We start from the raw sequence: 17,629 nt of genomic DNA, 5'->3' as shown, positions 1-17,629 counted from the left end.
AAAAAGATGATATTATACTTACATAAAGTTAGTTAGTAACTATAATTTAGTTTAAGGGGAGATTCCTATGAGCATTCATATATATTCAGCTAGTGAGCAAGGCGTTGGCGCATTCGATGGAGGCAAATTCGTTGAACAACGGGCCATCAGCTTCCCCGGCGAGAAGACAGCGGTCGACCGCGTCGGCCCTTTGTTCTACTGGGCATGGGGCAAAGCATCCGATGTATCGGAAATCGGTATGCACCCGCACAAAGCGTTCGAAATCGTCACGTACGTCATCGACGGACTCGTCGAGCACCGCGACTCCCTCGGATCCTTGGAAACCGTGACGAATGGCGGCGCGCAAGTGATCCAAGCCGGTTCGGGTGTTTATCACTCCGAAGCCTTCCGCAGAGCAGGCAGCGAGGCGATGCAGATCTGGTTCGAGCCGCATTTGAGCGAAACTGTGAAGAAGCCAGCTACCTACAACCAATACGAGCATGAGCTATTCCCCGTTAACCAAGCTGCCGGTGCTACCGTGAAAGAAGTGATCGGGGGCGATGCCCCCATCCACTTGGATGCAGATGTACGCATGTATGATTGGGAGATTGAGCCTGGTGCAGCGTTCAGCTATGATTTGGAGCTTGGACGCAGGACGGCGTTCCTCGTGATTCGCGGGGAAGGCGTGGGGAGCGTCGGTGTTGTGGGGGATGTGCACGGGCTAGAGCAAGAGCAAGGGCGAGAGCACAGGCAAGATCAAGTGCAGGAGCAAGAGCGGAAGACCCTGTCCCACAAGGATTTCGTAGTAGCGCAAGCAGCAAGTGAAGGCGAAGCTCTTCACTTGCTGGCGAGCAGCGAGCACGGCCTGCGGATCATTGCGATCGACGTACCCGAAGATCCAGGCTATGCCTTGTATCGGAAGTAAGCAGTACCCTCCACGCACCTCCCCGTCTATAAGGATGGGGAGGTGCTGTGTTTCGGGGAGCTTCCCTTCCGCCAATACCAGCACGACCACCTACTATTACTTCTTCCCGCCAACTCCAGCACGACCACCAACTAGCCAGCCCTTCCACCTGAATAACTGGATTTCCTCCAGCTATTTGGAGCTTTTCTTCCTCTTTTTCAGAAATAGATGGAAATTATGCAGCTAATCTCGCTCACATCCGCCCGAAAAACCCAAATCGATTGAATTAGCTGTACTTTTTCCATCTAACTACTCGATTCATGAAAATCAGGCTACATTACATGGATTTTTTCCATCTATTTGTAGGAGTTGCCTTCCTTTTTTGTAAGAAACCAAATTGACACTCTCGTCGCGCATCTTGTATGATCAAAGGACTTATTATGATAACGATAATCATTCTTATATTTGGAGCGTGCTGACGATGCCCATCGAAACAAACGTCGATTTTTCGCTAGTTGAAACGTATTTTCATATTTCACCCAAAGGAATGGAAGAACCCCTCCTGCACATTCCTGCACCGCAGCTCCTAGATGGGACCGTGATGCTGAACATCCTGCAGCAAGGGCAAACGTTGCTCCGCGGCAAAGGGTTAGACATCTCTGCTTCGCACCTGGGACTCACGCTTTTCAATCTGGTAGCTACGACTCATCTGTTTCTTGCTCAGTACAATCAATGGTTGGATTTGGAATTAGATCGTCTCGCACTGCAAGTCGAGAATCATGGCGACCATGCACATGTCGGCTTTCAAATTGTAGATCTCCAATGGAAGGAAGTTCCGACAGAAGATCGTGCCCTATTCATTGAGTTGGAAATGCGCAAGTTGTTCTCAAATCTCATTAATCCAGTCATTACCGTCATCGCAGAGCAAGCGAAAGTAAATCAGGCTATGATCTGGAATCAATTTGCTGCGCGCATGACATTCGTACGTGACTATGTGTTAGAAAATGACCCACGCCCTCAGGTACGCGAACAGTTCACCGCAGATTATGAGGTATTGACGAAACAGTTGACGCCTGACGTTTTTGGCCGCAAGGTGAATCCGTTCGTCCACGAGCCGAAGTACATAGATAGCCCTTATCACGAAGGCAAAAAAATTCTGATGCGCTCCTCCTGTTGCATGTACTACCGCCGCGAAGAAGGAACAAAATGCTTCAGTTGCCCAATCCTCAAAGAATCGCAGCGTCAGGAAATGTTTATTGAGATCAAAAACAAGCAGGCGAGCACAGCTACAGCTGGATAAAAAGATTAGTCAAAGCCCCTGAGGAGTTTCCCTCAGGGGCTTTGGTTTGTTTAGCTAGTTGGAAAGACAGTTGGGGGCGAGGTTGGTGCTCGGGGTTGGGTTGGGGGTAAGAGTGGGAGCTATCAAAACTGCAAATAGGCAGTTTTGACATAGGTTTTCCTTCGTTTTATTGAAAATTGATGCAAATAGGCATCAATTTAGTGCAATTTGAAGAGATTTTGTTGAAATTCAATAAAAAAGATGCCTATTTGCACGCATTTGTTGATTTGGAGGATAAATGAGATGAAAAGGATGCCTATTTGCATTTTTCAAAGAAGAGTTCCTCTTTCCGTCGTAAATCAAACGGGCGGGCGGATGTCTCGGTCTTGGTCTCTATCCTGACCTTCGCCTTGCTCCTGCTTCTGTCGGTATCCATGTTGGCGTTAGCACACCTAAGGTAGCATAGCGTAATCAACAGAAAAAGCAGCGGATCTCCGCTGCTTTTTCCTGATTCCCCGCGCCAACCTGAGCGAGGCACTATTTCCCACCTGCACCGTTCACAAAGGTGAACGAAGTGAAAGCCTTATTCAGTCTCGCGACATTCGCATCCGTGCTTACCGCAGTATCAATACGAAGCGTCACAGTATACGTGACCTGCTTACGATTAAACACATAGACCGTTTCGCTATACGGAATGTGTGCTTTTGAATAGCTCACCGTGTATTTCTTCCCCTTCACATCGCCGAAAAGCGTAGTATCCTCCGATGAGTACGTGTAGTCACTATCATTCGTGTGACTTTCCTTGTGCTCGTCTTCGACATCCTTCAAGATCTCGGTGTAACCCTTCTTACCGTCTGCCTCCACACGTAAGTAACCACCTGTGAAGGTAAAAGACTTCGTCGCAGGATCGATACCATCGTAGGAGCGATTCGATGTCCAATTTTCAGGGATACGCAAGGTATAGCCCCACTTCTCGTTCTTGTACAGCGATGTACGGTTCGGATCGGCAAGCTCATCCAAATCCTGAATGAAGCCAAGCTCCCCGTCCATCGCATCTTTATCCACAGAGATCGACGCCACGACGTTATCCCAGATTTTCTCCAGCTCATCCATTGGATCATCTTGCGGATAGGTCATTTGCACTTCATATTTGTACTTATCTTTGATGAAGAAAAGCGAACTTCCCGCATACCACTCGTCGCCCAAGGAGCTCGCAAAGCCCACTTTCCATGCCGGCACACTATCTACGGTTAACTCTATTGGCTTGTCTACACGGCGGTAGTCCGCCTTGTATTGTGCTTCAAACTCATGTACCTCCCGGTCAACCCAATCCGACAGAGTATCACCTGAAGACGCTGAAGTCACTTGAACATGAATCGATCGCGAATAATCCTCATTGTAAAAGGAGTTGCTTCCCCGATGATCCTGCTCCCAATCCGCAGGCAAATCAATGGATAGCCCATACTCACTCGTGTAGGTCACGTCATCGGAATTAAACACGGAAATATCCTTCAAAGAGTTATCCTCTGTATTAAAAGAAAGCTTAAAGCTATCTAACAAATCATTATAGCTATTTTGTTTGGAGCGATTCGTGTATTGCTCTTTGGTTACATAGAGCTTCACTGTATACAAACGACCACCGTGCAGATAGCCACGCGTCTGGATGTAGCCATCTTCACCGGAACGACTCACGATTTTGGCATAAGGACTTTCAGCCCGCTTCACATATTGACGCTCCAGAATCGTCGCGCTATCGCTATAACTCCCATATTCACTGCTATCCTCACCTGCGATTTTGTTCAAAAGAACCGCTGGCGACAGCTCATCACTTTGGTCGCTATCTACGTGAATGAAAAGCGCGAATTCGCCTTTCGCATCAACGAAGCTTACCGAATCACCGTCGTCGGATTGATCTCTTTTGACTAGACCCGCAGGATACTTCATGGACCAGCCGAAATGGCTGTCACCAATCTTCGTTTTACCGCTGTCCGCGTCCAGGGAACTCCCTTCGGCATCCTCCGTCAATGTCGCTTCCGCACTGTGCGATTCGCCCAATTTCACGGTTTTGGTCAAGGTGGCGCTGCCCGACTGAAGCTTGATATCTACCGATTGGCCTGGCAAATACTTTTTGATCGCCTCGTTGTAATCCACGAGGGTTTTGACCGCGTTAGGGCCAACAGAAACCAGAACTTCATCTTGCTCAATTCCCGCTTCTGCCGCTGGTGAATCCGCATCCACGTAAGTCACTCGGAGCCCCGTCGAACTTGGCAAGCCAACCACAGCTTCCCAGCTTTCTTCTAACTCTAGCCCTGTATAAGCGCGCTTTACTTTGCCATACTGTTCAAAATGCTTCAAAACATACTTCACCGTATCAACAGGAATGGCAAATCCGAGATTTTCCACGCCAATATCCGCATATTTCATCGTATTAATCCCAATGACTTCGCCTTTCATATTGATCAAAGCGCCACCACTGTTGCCTGGGTTAATCGCGGCATCGGTTTGAATCAGCTGATACTGCGAGCTCACCGAGCGATCTAGACCACTGACAATACCCACCGTAACCGAGTTACGCAAAGCGAACGAAATCGGCGTGCCTATCGCCGCCACCGTCTCACCAACTTTGATATCCGATGAGGATGCAAACGTGGCTGGTTGGAGGCCTGTAGCATCGATTTTGACAAGCGCCAGATCGCTCTCCTCATCAATATTCGAGGCATGCCCGCGATAGGTTGTCCCTTCGGAGGTGACGACGACGATGTTTTTCATATTTTTCACGACATGTGCATTCGTTACAATCACGCCGTTCGAGGCCACAATGACACCCGTTCCGTGAGCAAGGTTAAAACGGTTTTTCTCTAACGACTTATCCATCTCTGAGGATGGTTTTCCTATAATGGCGACCACGGAAGGCGAAGCTTTCTCAATAACCTGCGGAATCCCTGCATTAATTTCAGCTGCATAAACAGGCGAAGACATCGGCTGTGCGCACGTCACAATAACGAAGGCAGCGACCAGCGAAATGCTCCCTTTTTTCATCCAAACTTTCCAATTTCCCATTATGTCGTTCCTCTCTTAACAAAAGTTAGCAATAGCTAGAATCTAGCACAATTCTGATAGAGAGACAACATATATATTTCCACAAAAAGGTAACTTTATCGACATTCTGCAATGCGTTCTGGATGTGTATACACACTGAGATGGTCTCTCCGAATGAAGCCAACCACCGTAATGCCAAGATCGTGAGCAAGTCGAAGTGCTAGATCGGTTGGCGCTGATTTGGATAAAAGGATGCCGACGCCGATTTTCGACGCCTTTAAGACGACCTCGGAAGAGACTCTTCCGCTGAAAGCGAGGACCTTATTCCGTACTGAGATCCGCGCTCGCAGGATGTGTCCATATATTTTATCCAGCGCGTTATGTCTACCGATGTCCGCTCGGGTCACAATAAGCTCATCTGCTGTGCACAACGCCGCATTATGGAGGCCTCCCGTCAGCCGAAAATCAGCCGATTGCGCCTGAAGCTCGCTCATTAAATGAAAGCATTGCGGGATGGTCAGACTGAGCTTCGTCGTCACCGTTTTGGCTGTTCGCATATCATTGTGAAAATAAAACTGACGGCTTTTGCCGCAGCAGGAGCCGATGAATCGCTTGGATACCATCTGACGGCTCAGTTGATGGAGATGGCGCAGCTTCACATGGGCGAAGCCACGATCCTCCTCCAGTGAAAGAGATTCGATCTGATCAACGAAGCGAATCATTCCTTCGGAAGCGAGAAAACCCGTCACCATATCGACAATGTCACTCGGTGTACAGACAATCGTGGCGAATTCTTCGCCATCGAGCACAATGGTCAAAGGCGACTCAACGGCGATGGTATCCTCCGCAGGCAGCACCTCCGAACCGTTATAACGGTGAATGGACCACGAAGTCGTGGCGAGCGGCGTTGAGGAGGAAGCATCCACAGGCAAGGAGCTAGAGGGAAGTGTGACTTCACCGATTTCATCCTGCGAATTGCTCTCAGATTCCTTATGTTCTAGCCCCATCTCGTCCACGCTCATCCCTCCATTTCGGTTTCCAACTCCAAAATACGCTTCTCTACATAACGTGTGTCTTTGTGTGCATGATACGTTTCCGCCTTCTCAACGATGACAGCCGTATTATATTCCGGGATACCCGCAAATGGTTCGTATACCCCCTTGGGTATTAAACTATTCCCCTCAGGCCAGTGTACCTCGATATTTCCCTGCTTCACATCGGCCTGCTTCACCCTGCCATGCATACTGCCGAAACCATTGTACACCACGATGGCTTCCCCTTCGTTTAAGGCGAGTACTTTCGCATCTTCTTTATGGATGAGTACGTCATAACGATCTGCTTCATTGAACGGATCGACGTCACTATAGATCATTGAATTAAACTGCTTGCCGCGGCGCGTCGTCACCGCGAAATGCCCCTCCGGCTTCCGCAGCTCCGGAAGCTCAATCGGCAGCAGCCGACCGCGGCCATCCGGCGTCGGACAGACACCGTCTTCGCACAGCCACGCGCCGCCGGACTGGAACACTTGCCCGCGCTCCCGCAGGTGCTGGATGCCGTCGTAGCTCGGCGCGGCCAGCGCGATCTCTGCGCGGATCGCCTCCGCGGTCTCGCAGCCCAGCTGAGCTGCGGCTTCGGGTTTCACCCGGCGGGCGAGATCGACGTAAATGTCCCACTCCGCACGGGCTTCACCGATGCGGGGACCAGCGATCTCGGGCGAGAAATACACCATCCGCTCCGTCGAGGTGGATGTGCCTCCCCCCGGCTGCTCGTAGCGCGTCATCGCGGGCAGCACTACTACGGCCTCCCGCGCGTCCAGCAGCGTGGAGGTGTTGAGGATGATGTCCTGGTGAACACGGACGTCCACTGACTCTAGAGCCTCGCGGACGAATTCCGGGTCCGGCATCGTCTCGAGGAAGTTGCCTCCGGATGTGTAGAACAGCCGGAGCTTCCGCTCCTGCTCCTCGGGCAGGAGCGCGTTCTCTAGGGTGACACCGACGATGTCACCCTGCCATTTGGGCAGCTCGAAGCCCCAGAGCTGCTCGATGCGGTCGCGGTCGGCGGCGCTGTTCATTTCGCCGCCAGGCAGTGAGAAGGGATCGGCGCCCATCTCGCCGGAGCCCTGCACGCCGCTGTGGCCGCGGATGGGCATCAGCCCGCAGTGCTCGCGGCCAAGAAAGCCCCGCAGGAGGGCGAGATTCGCCACCTGCGAGATGTTGTCCGTGCCGAAGCGGTGCTGTGTGAGCCCCATGCTCCACACGAATACCGCGCTAGCGGCACGGGCTAGGATTTGCGCGAGCTCGGTGATGCGCTCGCGGGTAAGACCGGACGACTGCGTGAGCGTCGTCCAGTCCTGCTGCGCCACATGGGCGCGCAGCTCTTCATAGCCGTTCGTGTGCGCAGCCACGAACGCATGGTCAATCGCGGAGCCGGGCTCGCGCGCCTCCATCTCGAACCACACCTTCATGATGCCGTTCATGAAGGCAATATCTCCGCCGATGTTCACTTGGTACACATCGTCAGCCAGTTTTGTGCCGAATAGGGCCGATTCGGCAATCGATGGGATCCAGTACTGCTCCATCGATGGCTCGTAGTACGGGTTAATGACAATGATCTTCGTCCCTTTGCGTTTGGCCGCATACATATACTTCGTCGAGACCGGCTGATTGTTCGCGGCCACGCTGCCCCAGAATACAAGGACGTCTGTACCGATCCAGTCCTTATAATTGCAAGTCGAAGCGCCCACGCCTACGGAGCGCTTCAGAGCCGTCTTCGACGGCGAGTGGCAGATGCGCGAAGCATTATCGATATTGTTCGTACCGAGCAATCTCGCAACCTTCGCTGCCACGTAGTACGACTCGTTCGTAATCCCTCTCGCCGTTAAGTAGAACGCCATCTGCTTCGGGTTCAACCCCCGCATCTTCGAGGCAATCGTATCCAGCGCTTCATCCCAAGTCGCGCGGCGGAAACGTCGCTCCCCTTTCCTACGGATGAGCGGATACGGAATGCGCCCGAGCTGACGGAGCTCGGTAGAGCTCATGCGGCTAAGCTCGTCAATATCCGCATGGAGCAGCTCCTGGCGAATGGCTGGCATCGTATTCAGCCGCAGCACATTCAACCGCGTCGTGCAGATATGCGGTCCCGCCAGCGTCTGATCATAAAGACCGGACACGCCTAGTGCACAGCCATCGCATACTCCCTGTGTGAGGATTCTCATCGCATAGGGCAGATTATCTCGATTTTGCCAAGCGATCTTGGCAGTCTCTCGAATATGCTTCGGTTTGACCTTGCCTAATCCGAATGGTATTTTGCTGACCCACAGCTTCGGGTCGGGCTTCGCAGGCAGCTTAATTGGCCCTGTGTGCTTCGTTTTCCCCAAATTGAACGCCTCCCATTGCGTGTATATATGGCCTCACTATATATTTGCATGTAGTTTGCATGTCCTCTTCCTCGGACCATTACTCGACGTCACTATCACTTCCACCGCTACCGTTACCCCAAATAACTGCAAAAGTGCAACCTTTCACCAACAAATTCAGCCTTTTCAGAGAAATAAGTGCAGATAGGCATCTATTTCTGTCATTTCTAACGTTTATGGCGTGTTTCTCGCCAAAAGGTTGCCTTTTTGCAACAATTCCTACTCAGCGGGGAATCCAGCGTGAAAAAGTTGCCTTTTTGCATCTTTCACCGCCTAGGCCCCGGCCGGCTAAGCACTTTCCTGACTCTCATCTACTCACCTTTATCTACTCGCCTCTACCTACAATTCTCGACTACTCGCCATTATCCACCAGCACCTATCTACTCACTCTTGCCCACAAACTCTCATCCACCTACTCTTACCTACCAGCCCCCAAATCCCCCTCTATCTACTCTCACCAACTGACCACCTACACTCCGATCGGAGCCAAGTAATTGCCCGCACACCAGTAGGTTAAAGTTTCAACGCTTGTTAATCGCCGCTGCTCAGTCCTTAGAAGCAAAAAACCACCGCAAAACAACCCCATGCCCCTCTTTCGAGAAGAGCCTCGGGTTGTCTCACAGTGGTTAGTCTCCGGCAGGTTCGCTACCAAGTGCCAAGCACCTTACTTATGTATATGTTGATGTACGAGCGGTTAGTTATCCGTGTTTGGAACTGAACTTCTTTTCCAAATCCTCATCAAAGACGAATACCGACATCCCAACATCCTGCGCAATATCGATATCGACAAACAGCTGAATGAACTTCGCGCCGAGTAATTCTTCCATTTCTACAGGGGGATGATCCTTGTAGATTTCTTTGACCATTTCTGTGCGTGCCGTGCGGAGCATTTGCCTGCCATCGCCGGTCTTCGCCATAAATTTCTCTACTGGAGAAAGGTTACCTGCCATTTCACAGATCGCCCAGCTTTTGCAGAAGGTCGTCGTCACGCGTTCCGGCCCTTTGCCCATATGCTTCTTGCGATAAGCTTTTACCAGGTTGCTAAATTCGGCCTCCATACGATTCATTGGTCAGCCACCTTTTACATAATCTGTCCCCATCATAGCAAGAAAGCCCTTACCTGACAACATCATAAAGGCCTATCCATGCGGATTACCAAAAAAGAGCGATCAAGACATCCGTCTTGTCGCTCCACACTCTATTCAGCCAGTTCAGCCTCATGAACCGCTAACATCTTATTCCTTAATCTGAAACTGATGTGCCATCTCCTTAAGCGCTGTCGCCATGTGGTTAAGCGAACTGGAGGATTGCGCAATCTCGTCAATCGTGGCCATTTGTTCTTCCGTTGCTGCCGTAATCGACTCCGAACTTTTGGCTGACTGTCCTGCAATGCGGTCTAGTTCCTGCAAAGAGGCAGTAATTTCTTCGGAACTTGCCGACATTTGCTCGGCTGCCGCCGAAGCCTCTTGAATTTGGCTCACGACCCCTTGCGCTGTTTCCACAATTTTAGCAAAAGCTGTTCCCGTTTGCTCGATCGCCAACATGCCTTGCTGGAATTCGTCGATGCCTTGGATAGTCGAACTGGAAGCGGACGCAATGTCCGTCTGCACCTGACTGACAAGCTCGTTGATCTGCTCGGAAGAGTTCTTCGACATTTCTGCGAGCTTTTTCACTTCGGACGCAACCACCGCAAAACCTCGGCCTTGCTCCCCAGCCCGTGCCGCCTCAATAGATGCATTAAGTGACAATAGACTCGTTTGCGAGGCGATATCCGACATCATGGTCACAATGCTGCTAATTTCTTGGGAACGCACATTCAGCGTCTCCATCACCTTGGAGATGTTGTTGACTGCTTCCTCCACGGACTGCATTTTGGTAATAGACTTCTCAATAAGCCCGAAGCCGTATTCCGCTTCCGTCTTTGATTGAATGGATGTTTCATAGGCTTGCGAAGACGTATCGGCAATGCGCAGAATTCCCTGCGTCATTTCTTCCATCGCTCTGGAGCTTTGCTCCGTGCTCATCGCTTGTGTTTCGATGCCTGCCGCGATATGCTGCGTGGACTCTGCAATGTTCCTTGAAGCTTGTGTCGTTTCCTCAATGGAAGATTGCAACGTCTCCGAAGCTGCGGAAACTTGATCTGAGCTATGCATCACTTGCTTCACCAGCGTTTTTAAATTCTTGCTCATCGTCGTAAAATCACTGGCCAGCTCGCCAATTTCATCCCTGTTCTTAATGTAAAGCGTATCCGAAGTCAGGTCGCCAGTCGCAAGCTTTCGGGCTTCAGCGGCGATTTTCTTAATCGGTTTGGAAATATGATTGGAGAAAAGGATAACACCCAGCGTCCCCAAGACCAGACAAATAATCAGCGTCGTGATCATGGCATGCAGCAAGCGCTTCTGACCTTCATTGTAGTCCTGGTAATAGGAACCAGCTACGACAATCCAATTCCATTCCGGCACTTTGAGGGCATAGGCAATCTTCATCGCCTCTTGGTCACTGTTTGGCAGCGGCCAGTCATAGAAGGTAAACCCGCCGCCATTTTGAGCTTGGCGAATCATGTCCTGAATATAATAAACCCCATCCGACGACTTTTTATCCCAGATATTCTGACCTTCCAGACTCGGATGCGCTTGCAAATCACCTTTATCGTTTAGGACAAAATAATAGCCGTTGACGCCCATGTTAATATTACGATTAACTGGTCTTGTTCCATCTGCCTCCTTGCTGCCCAACATGATGAGCTTCGCGTCTTCTTCCGCCAGCTGCATCGATAATTGGCCGTTCTTAACCAGCTCATTTAGCTGATTAATATTTTGAACCATCAGTTTGACGCTGTTCTCCAGGTTTTTCTCAATGAGCTTATCCGTCTCTTCTTTGGCGTTAAAATAACTGTCAATAGATAAAAACACCGTAGGAATCAACAACAACAATAGGCAAAAGGCTAAAAGCTTCTTTCGGATTGTAAAGCCCCATTTCAAGGAAGTACTGCCAACTTTGTGCATGTGTTCTTCGCCTCCTGAGCAGCTCGCAAGCATAGGATTATTAACCTAGGTATAAATAACTAGATATATAGATCTTTATACCCCCATTATACTTAGGATTCCATGTAGCTGAGCACGTATGTGTTACGAAAACAGTAATTTTCGCAACACATCAGCTAGTGCGATGTATAGGTGTGCTAGTTCTGGTGTGTTCTGGTATGTTAGTGCGGTCTGTGTTGCTGTGCGGGTATGTTAGCGCTGGTGCATTAGGTGCACAAAAGGCTGCCAGCATCCGCTGACAGCCCCACCGCATTAACGCGATTTGATGATGACATCCTCGCTGTGCATTTCCCCAGCAAAGAACAATCCTTCGATTTCTCGTGGCTTTGGCAATAACGAAGCGCTCACGATATTTCCCGTGTGATCGAGATAAGCACTAACATCCACATTGCCATGGTAGAGGCATATCTCATCCGACCAGCTCTCACCTTCAATCCGCAGGGCTGTCGCCTCCCAAGGGGCTAACTCTCTTCCCTGCAGCTGTGCCGATGTACGATGAATGGCGATACGAGGACTTGCGTCGCCCTCTTTCGTCGGGACAAACACAGTCTCCATTGATGCTTTCCCCTGAACAGATAGCGATCGCTTAACGACTGGATTCGTATAGTACTCCCCTAGATGAAACAACAGGCCGGATTCTAAGGCCAGCACGTCATCCTGTCCCGTTTGTGGCGGATAGTGCAGTTGCACATTAGCTCCATCTAACTGCGTACTAACCCTTCTCCCCTCCCAATCACAAATGGCTTGGCCACATGGCAGGTGATAATACTGCTCATATCGATGCAGGTCATTGGCCTCGAACAGATCCACGATGAGCCAGTATCGGTTCTTAACAAACAGTACTTTGCGCGAGTGAATAACGGGATCATCGTACCGTGTGTAGCCATAATGACTGGCAAACCAATAGTCATACTGAGCATTACCGCGCACATTCCAAATTTTGCAAGCCGCTGTCGGCGGCGACTGCCAATGCAGGCCTCGGACGTGCTGATCCTGCCCGTCCACAACAACCGTGTTATGCGCTCGTGTGGACACGGTATATTTCCGCTCTTTGTTCCACTCGAAGAGGCCCATACCCGAGTCTGGCAGCAGCTCTTTGCCGCCAGCATACATGATTACGCTCAACGCATCAGAATGCGCATGTCCGTTGATCCCAACGCCAGCGCGCATCCCCATATACAGCGCATCCTGCTTCCAATCCTGCCGTGAGAGGATATACCCGCCAATTGGGAAACTGGCTAGTGTTTCCTTCGGTATTTCAGCAGTCAATCGATCATATCTTTCCACGGCCTGAGGTCCCAACCTCCACAGTAAAGAGAACGGCAGTTCGGCGTGTCCGCAATATTTGAAATCAGCCCGATTATATAAATACGCCCCTAAGCTCATTGTCGTGCGCAGCTCACTAGGCACATGCGCATCCGTATCACCGAAGCGCGGTAACAGGCCTTCTGGCGTCAGCATATGCAAAAGGACAACATACATTTGTTCGAGTACTTGCTCATACGAGGGTTCGACCGCCAAACCGAGTGTCTGAAACAACGGAACCAATTCAAACAAGTCCCGCATGACGACCAAATGATAGTTGGGACTCGCCTCGAACTGGACACCATCCTCGTACACATTTTGCTGGATGTAGCCCGGCAATTCCTTCAATCCGTAGTTCAGCCACGCGGACGAGACCTTGAGCTCCGGCAGCAACAGCGCGACCTGAATGAGGCCGCGAAGCTGCATCGTCGCATGGTTTCCGTGGTGTGCATGATAGCGGCGGACATAGTGGCCGTGCTCGTGGAACGATTTGATCATTTTCATTTTCACTTCCGGCGTGAAAGAGGACGAACCCCAGAACGTCATGAATGCTTCCGGCAGCATGAACAATCGCACCCCGACGGACAACGGATCCCATGTACAGTGCTGCGCTCGGAACGTATCACCCACAGGGACGGGATTATCATCGATGAAATCACGCATCATCTCATTCCAGCACACGGCGTACTTCTCGTCACCCGTCACACAATACGCTCGTGCCAAATGCTTCACGTATACGAATCTCGTCAAATGTAACTGATACTGCGAGCTATCATATAGCCAGCTGTTCCAATCGTACTTACCCGCCTGAAACTGGACGCGTTTTCCTTTGAAAATCGGAATATCCCCCGCCACAATCCGGTCAGCTTCCACGACGGACAACTTGGCTTCCTCGTCATCCCTGTACCGTTCTCTAGCATAGGCCATCAAGCTCGGCACATCGCCAACATTGAAATAGTAGCGCTTGGTGACACTGGCATCGATGACCGCCAAATACGCATCCCGCGCACCGACTACATCACCGAGAGCCATCCTCTCACGTACCTGCTCCATCCCTGGTCGCTCTACATCCAGCTCTAACCGAATAAACGCCTCATCGGACATTTGCGGTTGCGTAAAATCCGGATGATGACGTAAATCCTTATATCCCATCTCTATCATACGTTCACCTTCTTATTCCTTAATTGAGCCTAACATCGCGCCTTTGGCAAAGTACTTTTGTAGAAAAGGGTACACGGCCACGATAGGCAGCATCGCGAGCAAAATCGCCGCATTCTGAACGTTAGGTCCCAGATTAACAGCCAACTGTGCATCAATCGCAGCATCAGCCGAAATGTTGGAGGCGCTAATCGCCACCATTTGCCGCAGCAACGGTTGAATCGGCCAGCGGTTCGTATCATTGATATAAATAACGGCGGAGAAAAACTCATTCCAGTACTGCACCATGAAAAATAGCGTGAAGGTCGCAATAATCGGCTTCGACAGCGGAATTACAACGGATAATAAGATACGGAACTCTCCCGCTCCGTCAATGCGCGCTGCTTCGTCCAAACTCTCCGGCAAGCTTTGGAAAAAGGAACGGATGACAAGCACGTTAAACGCACTTGTTGCCGCAGGCAGTACGATCGCCCAATAGGAGTCGAGTAGCCCTAAACTTTTCACAACTAGATAGCTCGGAATCATGCCGCCATGGAAAATCATCGTAAAGAAAATAAACAGCATCATGATACGGCGTCCAGGTACAATCCGTTTAGAGAGCGTATAAGACAGCGTGATGGATACGAACAGATTGACACAAGTACCCAACACGGTAATGAAAATCGAATTTTTGATTGAATTCAGAAAGGTTTGAGCATTAAACAAGTAGCTGTAAGCGTCAAGCGTCCAATGCTTCGGCCAAATAAAGAAGTTCCCGGCCATCGAATCCCCTGGGGGGCTGAATGAAACTGCAATGATATAAAGAAAAGGCAGAATGACCGTCAAGGAGATGAGCACAATGATGACGGTAAGCAGACTGTCGAACCAGGTTACGCGTGCTTTCATAATGTTACTCCTCTCTAGAAAATACCCTCTTCACCGAGCCATTTGGCTGCATAATTTGCGGTGAGCACCAACACGAGACTCGCTACCGACTTAAACAGGCCAACGGTGATGGCGAAGCTGTAATTGAATTGCTCTAACCCGATGTGATACACGAAGAGGTCAAACACATTGGACACATCAAGATTCAAGCTGTTGGTCATCAGGAAAATCTGCATAAAGTTCGAATCGAGTGAGGAACCCAGCTTCAGCAGCATCAGAATGACAATCGTGCTTTTAATCCCAGGCAGTGTAATGTTCATAATATTATGGAAACGATTCGCCCCATCTACTTTGGCAGCCTCGTACAGTTCTGGATTAATGCCAGCAAGTGCAGCAAGGAAAATAATCGTCCCCCAACCCGCATCCTTCCAGATGGATTGTAGAATAATGAGCGGACGGAACCATTCATTGCTGACAAGGAATAAGGTGTTCGAGCTGAACCACTGCTCCATGTAATGATTAATGACCCCTGACGGGCCGAAGAACGAAATCGTAATGCCGTATATGACAACCCAGGACAAGAAGTGTGGGAGATAGACGATAGTTTGGGAAATTCGTTTAAACAGTTGAAGCCGTAATTCATGCAGCATAATGGAAAGCATAATCGTAAATGGGAAATAGACGAACAAATTGAGAAATGAGAGCAGTAATGTATTTTTGAGAAGAATATAAAAGTCCGACGTACTGAAAAAGTCTTTGAAATTCGTAAGGCCGACCCACGGGCTATCCCATACGCCGACAAAAGGACTATAATCCTTAAAAGCTAGCACCAACCCCCACATAGGAGCATAGTGGAACACGATGAAATACAAGAGGCCCGGTGCTGCCAGCACATAAAAAGGCCACAGTTGTTTGAATTTATTAGGTTTATGAAGTCGTATCGTTCTCTCCAAGCCGTTCCCCTCCTTACCAAAAATAGAGGGGGCTAGCCTGCCCCCTGCTCTTGCTTACTTATGATCTTCGTTGTATTGATCTAGCAGCTCTTTCGTGATTTGTCCGCCCAAGCCGTTCGTCCAAGCATCCACTTCTTTCTGAACGTCGTCCCATTTGGACTCGCCCAAGACGTATTTCGTCATGACAGCGCTCATTTTTTTGTAGCTATCTGGATTTTTACTGGCAATCTGTGAATTATAGCTGAGGAAAGGATTCTCAATACCCGCTTTGCTGATGACATCCAGTGATGCCTTTTGAATCTTCAAAATCGCTTGATCTTTCGCTGTTGCGTACGTGTATGGATCTGCTTTGTTCTCAAGAACAAATTGGGATGGTTTATCCAGGTCAAATTGTTTCTTCTGCTCGTCCGTTTGAACGGCTACGCCGTCCTTCAGCTCACTAGCATGCAGCCCAATAACGCCCGTTTTCGCGAATGCTGCGTTCTCTTCAGAAGCACTGAAATCCAAGAAGTCGATGATTTTTTGAACCTTATCTTTAGGCACCGAGCTTGGAATCGCCCAAAGCCCGTAGTAGCCGCCACCTACGTTAACGCCTTTTTTACCACCTGGGCCCTCTAACAGGTCAATGATGGCAATCTCCGCATTCGGGTCAACTTGTTTTAGTTTCGTTACATTCGTTTCGGTTAAGTCACTCGCATTGCCAGCAAATACGCCAGCTACACCTGCCATGAATTTGCTTCGCACTTGCTGCTGATTTTTCAATACTGGCGCGTCCTTATCAATCAAACCTTTGCTCCAAGCACTCTGCAGCCAGTCGAGGTATGCTTTGTACTCCGGTGTTTGGAAATCCCGAACTGCATTACCGTTATCCAGCTTCCATACATTAGGAATGCCGAAAGCAAACTGCATCGGGTTCGTACCGGCAAATGGACCAGGATTCCCGATCGCATCGACACCGTTGACCGAAAGCGGAATCGTTTTACCGCCGCCAGCTGGATCTTTTTCCTTAAACACTTGAAGCGCGTTTGTCAGCTCGTCCACTGTTTTGGGCATCGGCAAGTTGTATTTATCCAGCCAGTCTTTCCGAATAATCAGGTTGCCGTCTCCGCCGCCGTAAATACCGCGTGGTCTTGGAATCCCGTAAGCCTTTCCTTTGACTTCTGAGTTGTTCCACACCTTCTGATCAATCAGCTTTAGATTCTTGGTATTTTCCAAATAAGGCGTAAGGTCATGGAAGGCACCCATTTTGACCAAATTGGTATACTTATCGTCTTTACCGCCATCCAGCAAGAGCAAGTCATAGGAATCGCCCGCGGAGACTGCGACCGAAAGCTTATCTTTGTAGGCCTCGGACGGAACAAATGTAACGTCAAGCTTTACATTCCCTCTTTTCTCCAGATCCTCTTTCGCCTTATTATTGTCTGTTGCAGGCGGATTGCCGAACAAAATGGTCATCGCTTTAATGGTTGTAGGTGCTGCTGAAGCCGTTGGCGACTGTGAACCTTGCGCTGTGCCGGCTGGTGTCTTGGAATTGCTTGAGCAGCCTGCTGCCACAGAAGCTAAGAGCAATGTAGCCGCGAGAACGGGTACAAACGTTTTTTTACTAGTCATGTACATTCCCCTTTTCGTTTTTACTGACGCGTCGTATGTGGTACAGTTTGAATTATAGAAGATGATAAGGAAGCAAGA

Annotated in this window: 11 protein-coding genes; 2 read left to right on the top strand and 9 right to left on the bottom strand. The window is 49.8% G+C overall.

Annotation, left to right across the window (positions count from 1 at the left end; genetic code table 11):
• Nucleotides 1-67 precede the first annotated feature (67 nt).
• Nucleotides 68-904 carry a pirin family protein gene (locus AC58PV_RS15360; protein ID WP_497433086.1) on the top strand — a complete coding sequence of 279 codons (837 nt, stop codon included), beginning with the start codon at nt 68-70 and terminating at the stop codon, nt 902-904.
• Between the two features lie 460 nt (nt 905-1,364).
• The gene (locus tag AC58PV_RS15355) at nt 1,365-2,183 is read left to right on the top strand and encodes a (2Fe-2S)-binding protein (protein WP_497433085.1); all 819 of its coding nucleotides are present in this window, start codon (nt 1,365-1,367) and stop codon (nt 2,181-2,183) included.
• A gap of 516 nt (nt 2,184-2,699) precedes the next feature.
• Here the strand turns inward: AC58PV_RS15355 and AC58PV_RS15350 are convergent.
• The 9 genes from AC58PV_RS15350 to AC58PV_RS15310 all read right to left on the bottom strand — a co-directional run bounded on the left by AC58PV_RS15350 (nt 2,700) and on the right by AC58PV_RS15310 (nt 17,551).
• Nucleotides 2,700-5,222, bottom strand: a complete 2,523-nt coding sequence (locus tag AC58PV_RS15350) for a trypsin-like peptidase domain-containing protein (RefSeq protein WP_497433084.1) — start codon at nt 5,220-5,222, stop codon at nt 2,700-2,702.
• Nucleotides 5,223-5,317: 95 nt separating this feature from the next.
• The gene (gene fdhD, locus AC58PV_RS15345; protein ID WP_497433083.1) at nt 5,318-6,217 is read right to left on the bottom strand and encodes a formate dehydrogenase accessory sulfurtransferase FdhD; all 900 of its coding nucleotides are present in this window, start codon (nt 6,215-6,217) and stop codon (nt 5,318-5,320) included.
• A 2-nt stretch (nt 6,218-6,219) separates the two neighbouring features.
• Entirely contained in the window at nt 6,220-8,577 is a 2,358-nt protein-coding gene (locus AC58PV_RS15340) for an FdhF/YdeP family oxidoreductase (RefSeq protein ID WP_497433082.1), read from the bottom strand.
• 737 nt (nt 8,578-9,314) lie between these two features.
• The gene (locus AC58PV_RS15335; protein WP_497433081.1) at nt 9,315-9,683 is read right to left on the bottom strand and encodes a Na-translocating system protein MpsC family protein; all 369 of its coding nucleotides are present in this window, start codon (nt 9,681-9,683) and stop codon (nt 9,315-9,317) included.
• A gap of 168 nt (nt 9,684-9,851) precedes the next feature.
• Entirely contained in the window at nt 9,852-11,621 is a 1,770-nt protein-coding gene (locus tag AC58PV_RS15330) for a methyl-accepting chemotaxis protein (protein WP_497433080.1), read from the bottom strand.
• Nucleotides 11,622-11,912: 291 nt separating this feature from the next.
• Nucleotides 11,913-14,126, bottom strand: a complete 2,214-nt coding sequence (locus tag AC58PV_RS15325; protein WP_497433079.1) for an alginate lyase family protein — start codon at nt 14,124-14,126, stop codon at nt 11,913-11,915.
• Nucleotides 14,127-14,138: 12 nt separating this feature from the next.
• Complete coding sequence (locus AC58PV_RS15320; RefSeq protein ID WP_057311205.1) at nt 14,139-15,008, bottom strand: carbohydrate ABC transporter permease; 870 nt, start codon at nt 15,006-15,008, stop codon at nt 14,139-14,141.
• A gap of 14 nt (nt 15,009-15,022) precedes the next feature.
• A complete protein-coding gene (locus tag AC58PV_RS15315) occupies nt 15,023-15,940 on the bottom strand; it encodes an ABC transporter permease (RefSeq protein ID WP_497433078.1) in 918 nt (305 codons plus the stop codon).
• Between the two features lie 54 nt (nt 15,941-15,994).
• Complete coding sequence (locus AC58PV_RS15310) at nt 15,995-17,551, bottom strand: extracellular solute-binding protein (protein WP_497433077.1); 1,557 nt, start codon at nt 17,549-17,551, stop codon at nt 15,995-15,997.
• Nucleotides 17,552-17,629 lie beyond the last annotated feature (78 nt).

The sequence above is a fragment of the Paenibacillus sp. J22FR83 genome, assembly GCF_059691955.1.
The sequence above is the reverse complement of the archived record's forward strand: the minus strand, read 5'-3'. Positions and strand labels throughout refer to the sequence as shown.

Coding starts and splice junctions, on each gene's coding strand:
- AC58PV_RS15360 (WP_497433086.1), top strand. CDS start 68: ATGAGCATTCATATATATTCAGCTAGTGAGCAAGGCGTTGGCGCATTC.
- AC58PV_RS15355 (WP_497433085.1), top strand. CDS start 1,365: ATGCCCATCGAAACAAACGTCGATTTTTCGCTAGTTGAAACGTATTTT.
- AC58PV_RS15350 (WP_497433084.1), bottom strand. CDS start 5,222: ATGGGAAATTGGAAAGTTTGGATGAAAAAAGGGAGCATTTCGCTGGTC.
- AC58PV_RS15335 (WP_497433081.1), bottom strand. CDS start 9,683: ATGAATCGTATGGAGGCCGAATTTAGCAACCTGGTAAAAGCTTATCGC.
- AC58PV_RS15330 (WP_497433080.1), bottom strand. CDS start 11,621: ATGCACAAAGTTGGCAGTACTTCCTTGAAATGGGGCTTTACAATCCGA.
- AC58PV_RS15325 (WP_497433079.1), bottom strand. CDS start 14,126: ATGATAGAGATGGGATATAAGGATTTACGTCATCATCCGGATTTTACG.
- AC58PV_RS15320 (WP_057311205.1), bottom strand. CDS start 15,008: ATGAAAGCACGCGTAACCTGGTTCGACAGTCTGCTTACCGTCATCATT.
- AC58PV_RS15310 (WP_497433077.1), bottom strand. CDS start 17,551: ATGACTAGTAAAAAAACGTTTGTACCCGTTCTCGCGGCTACATTGCTC.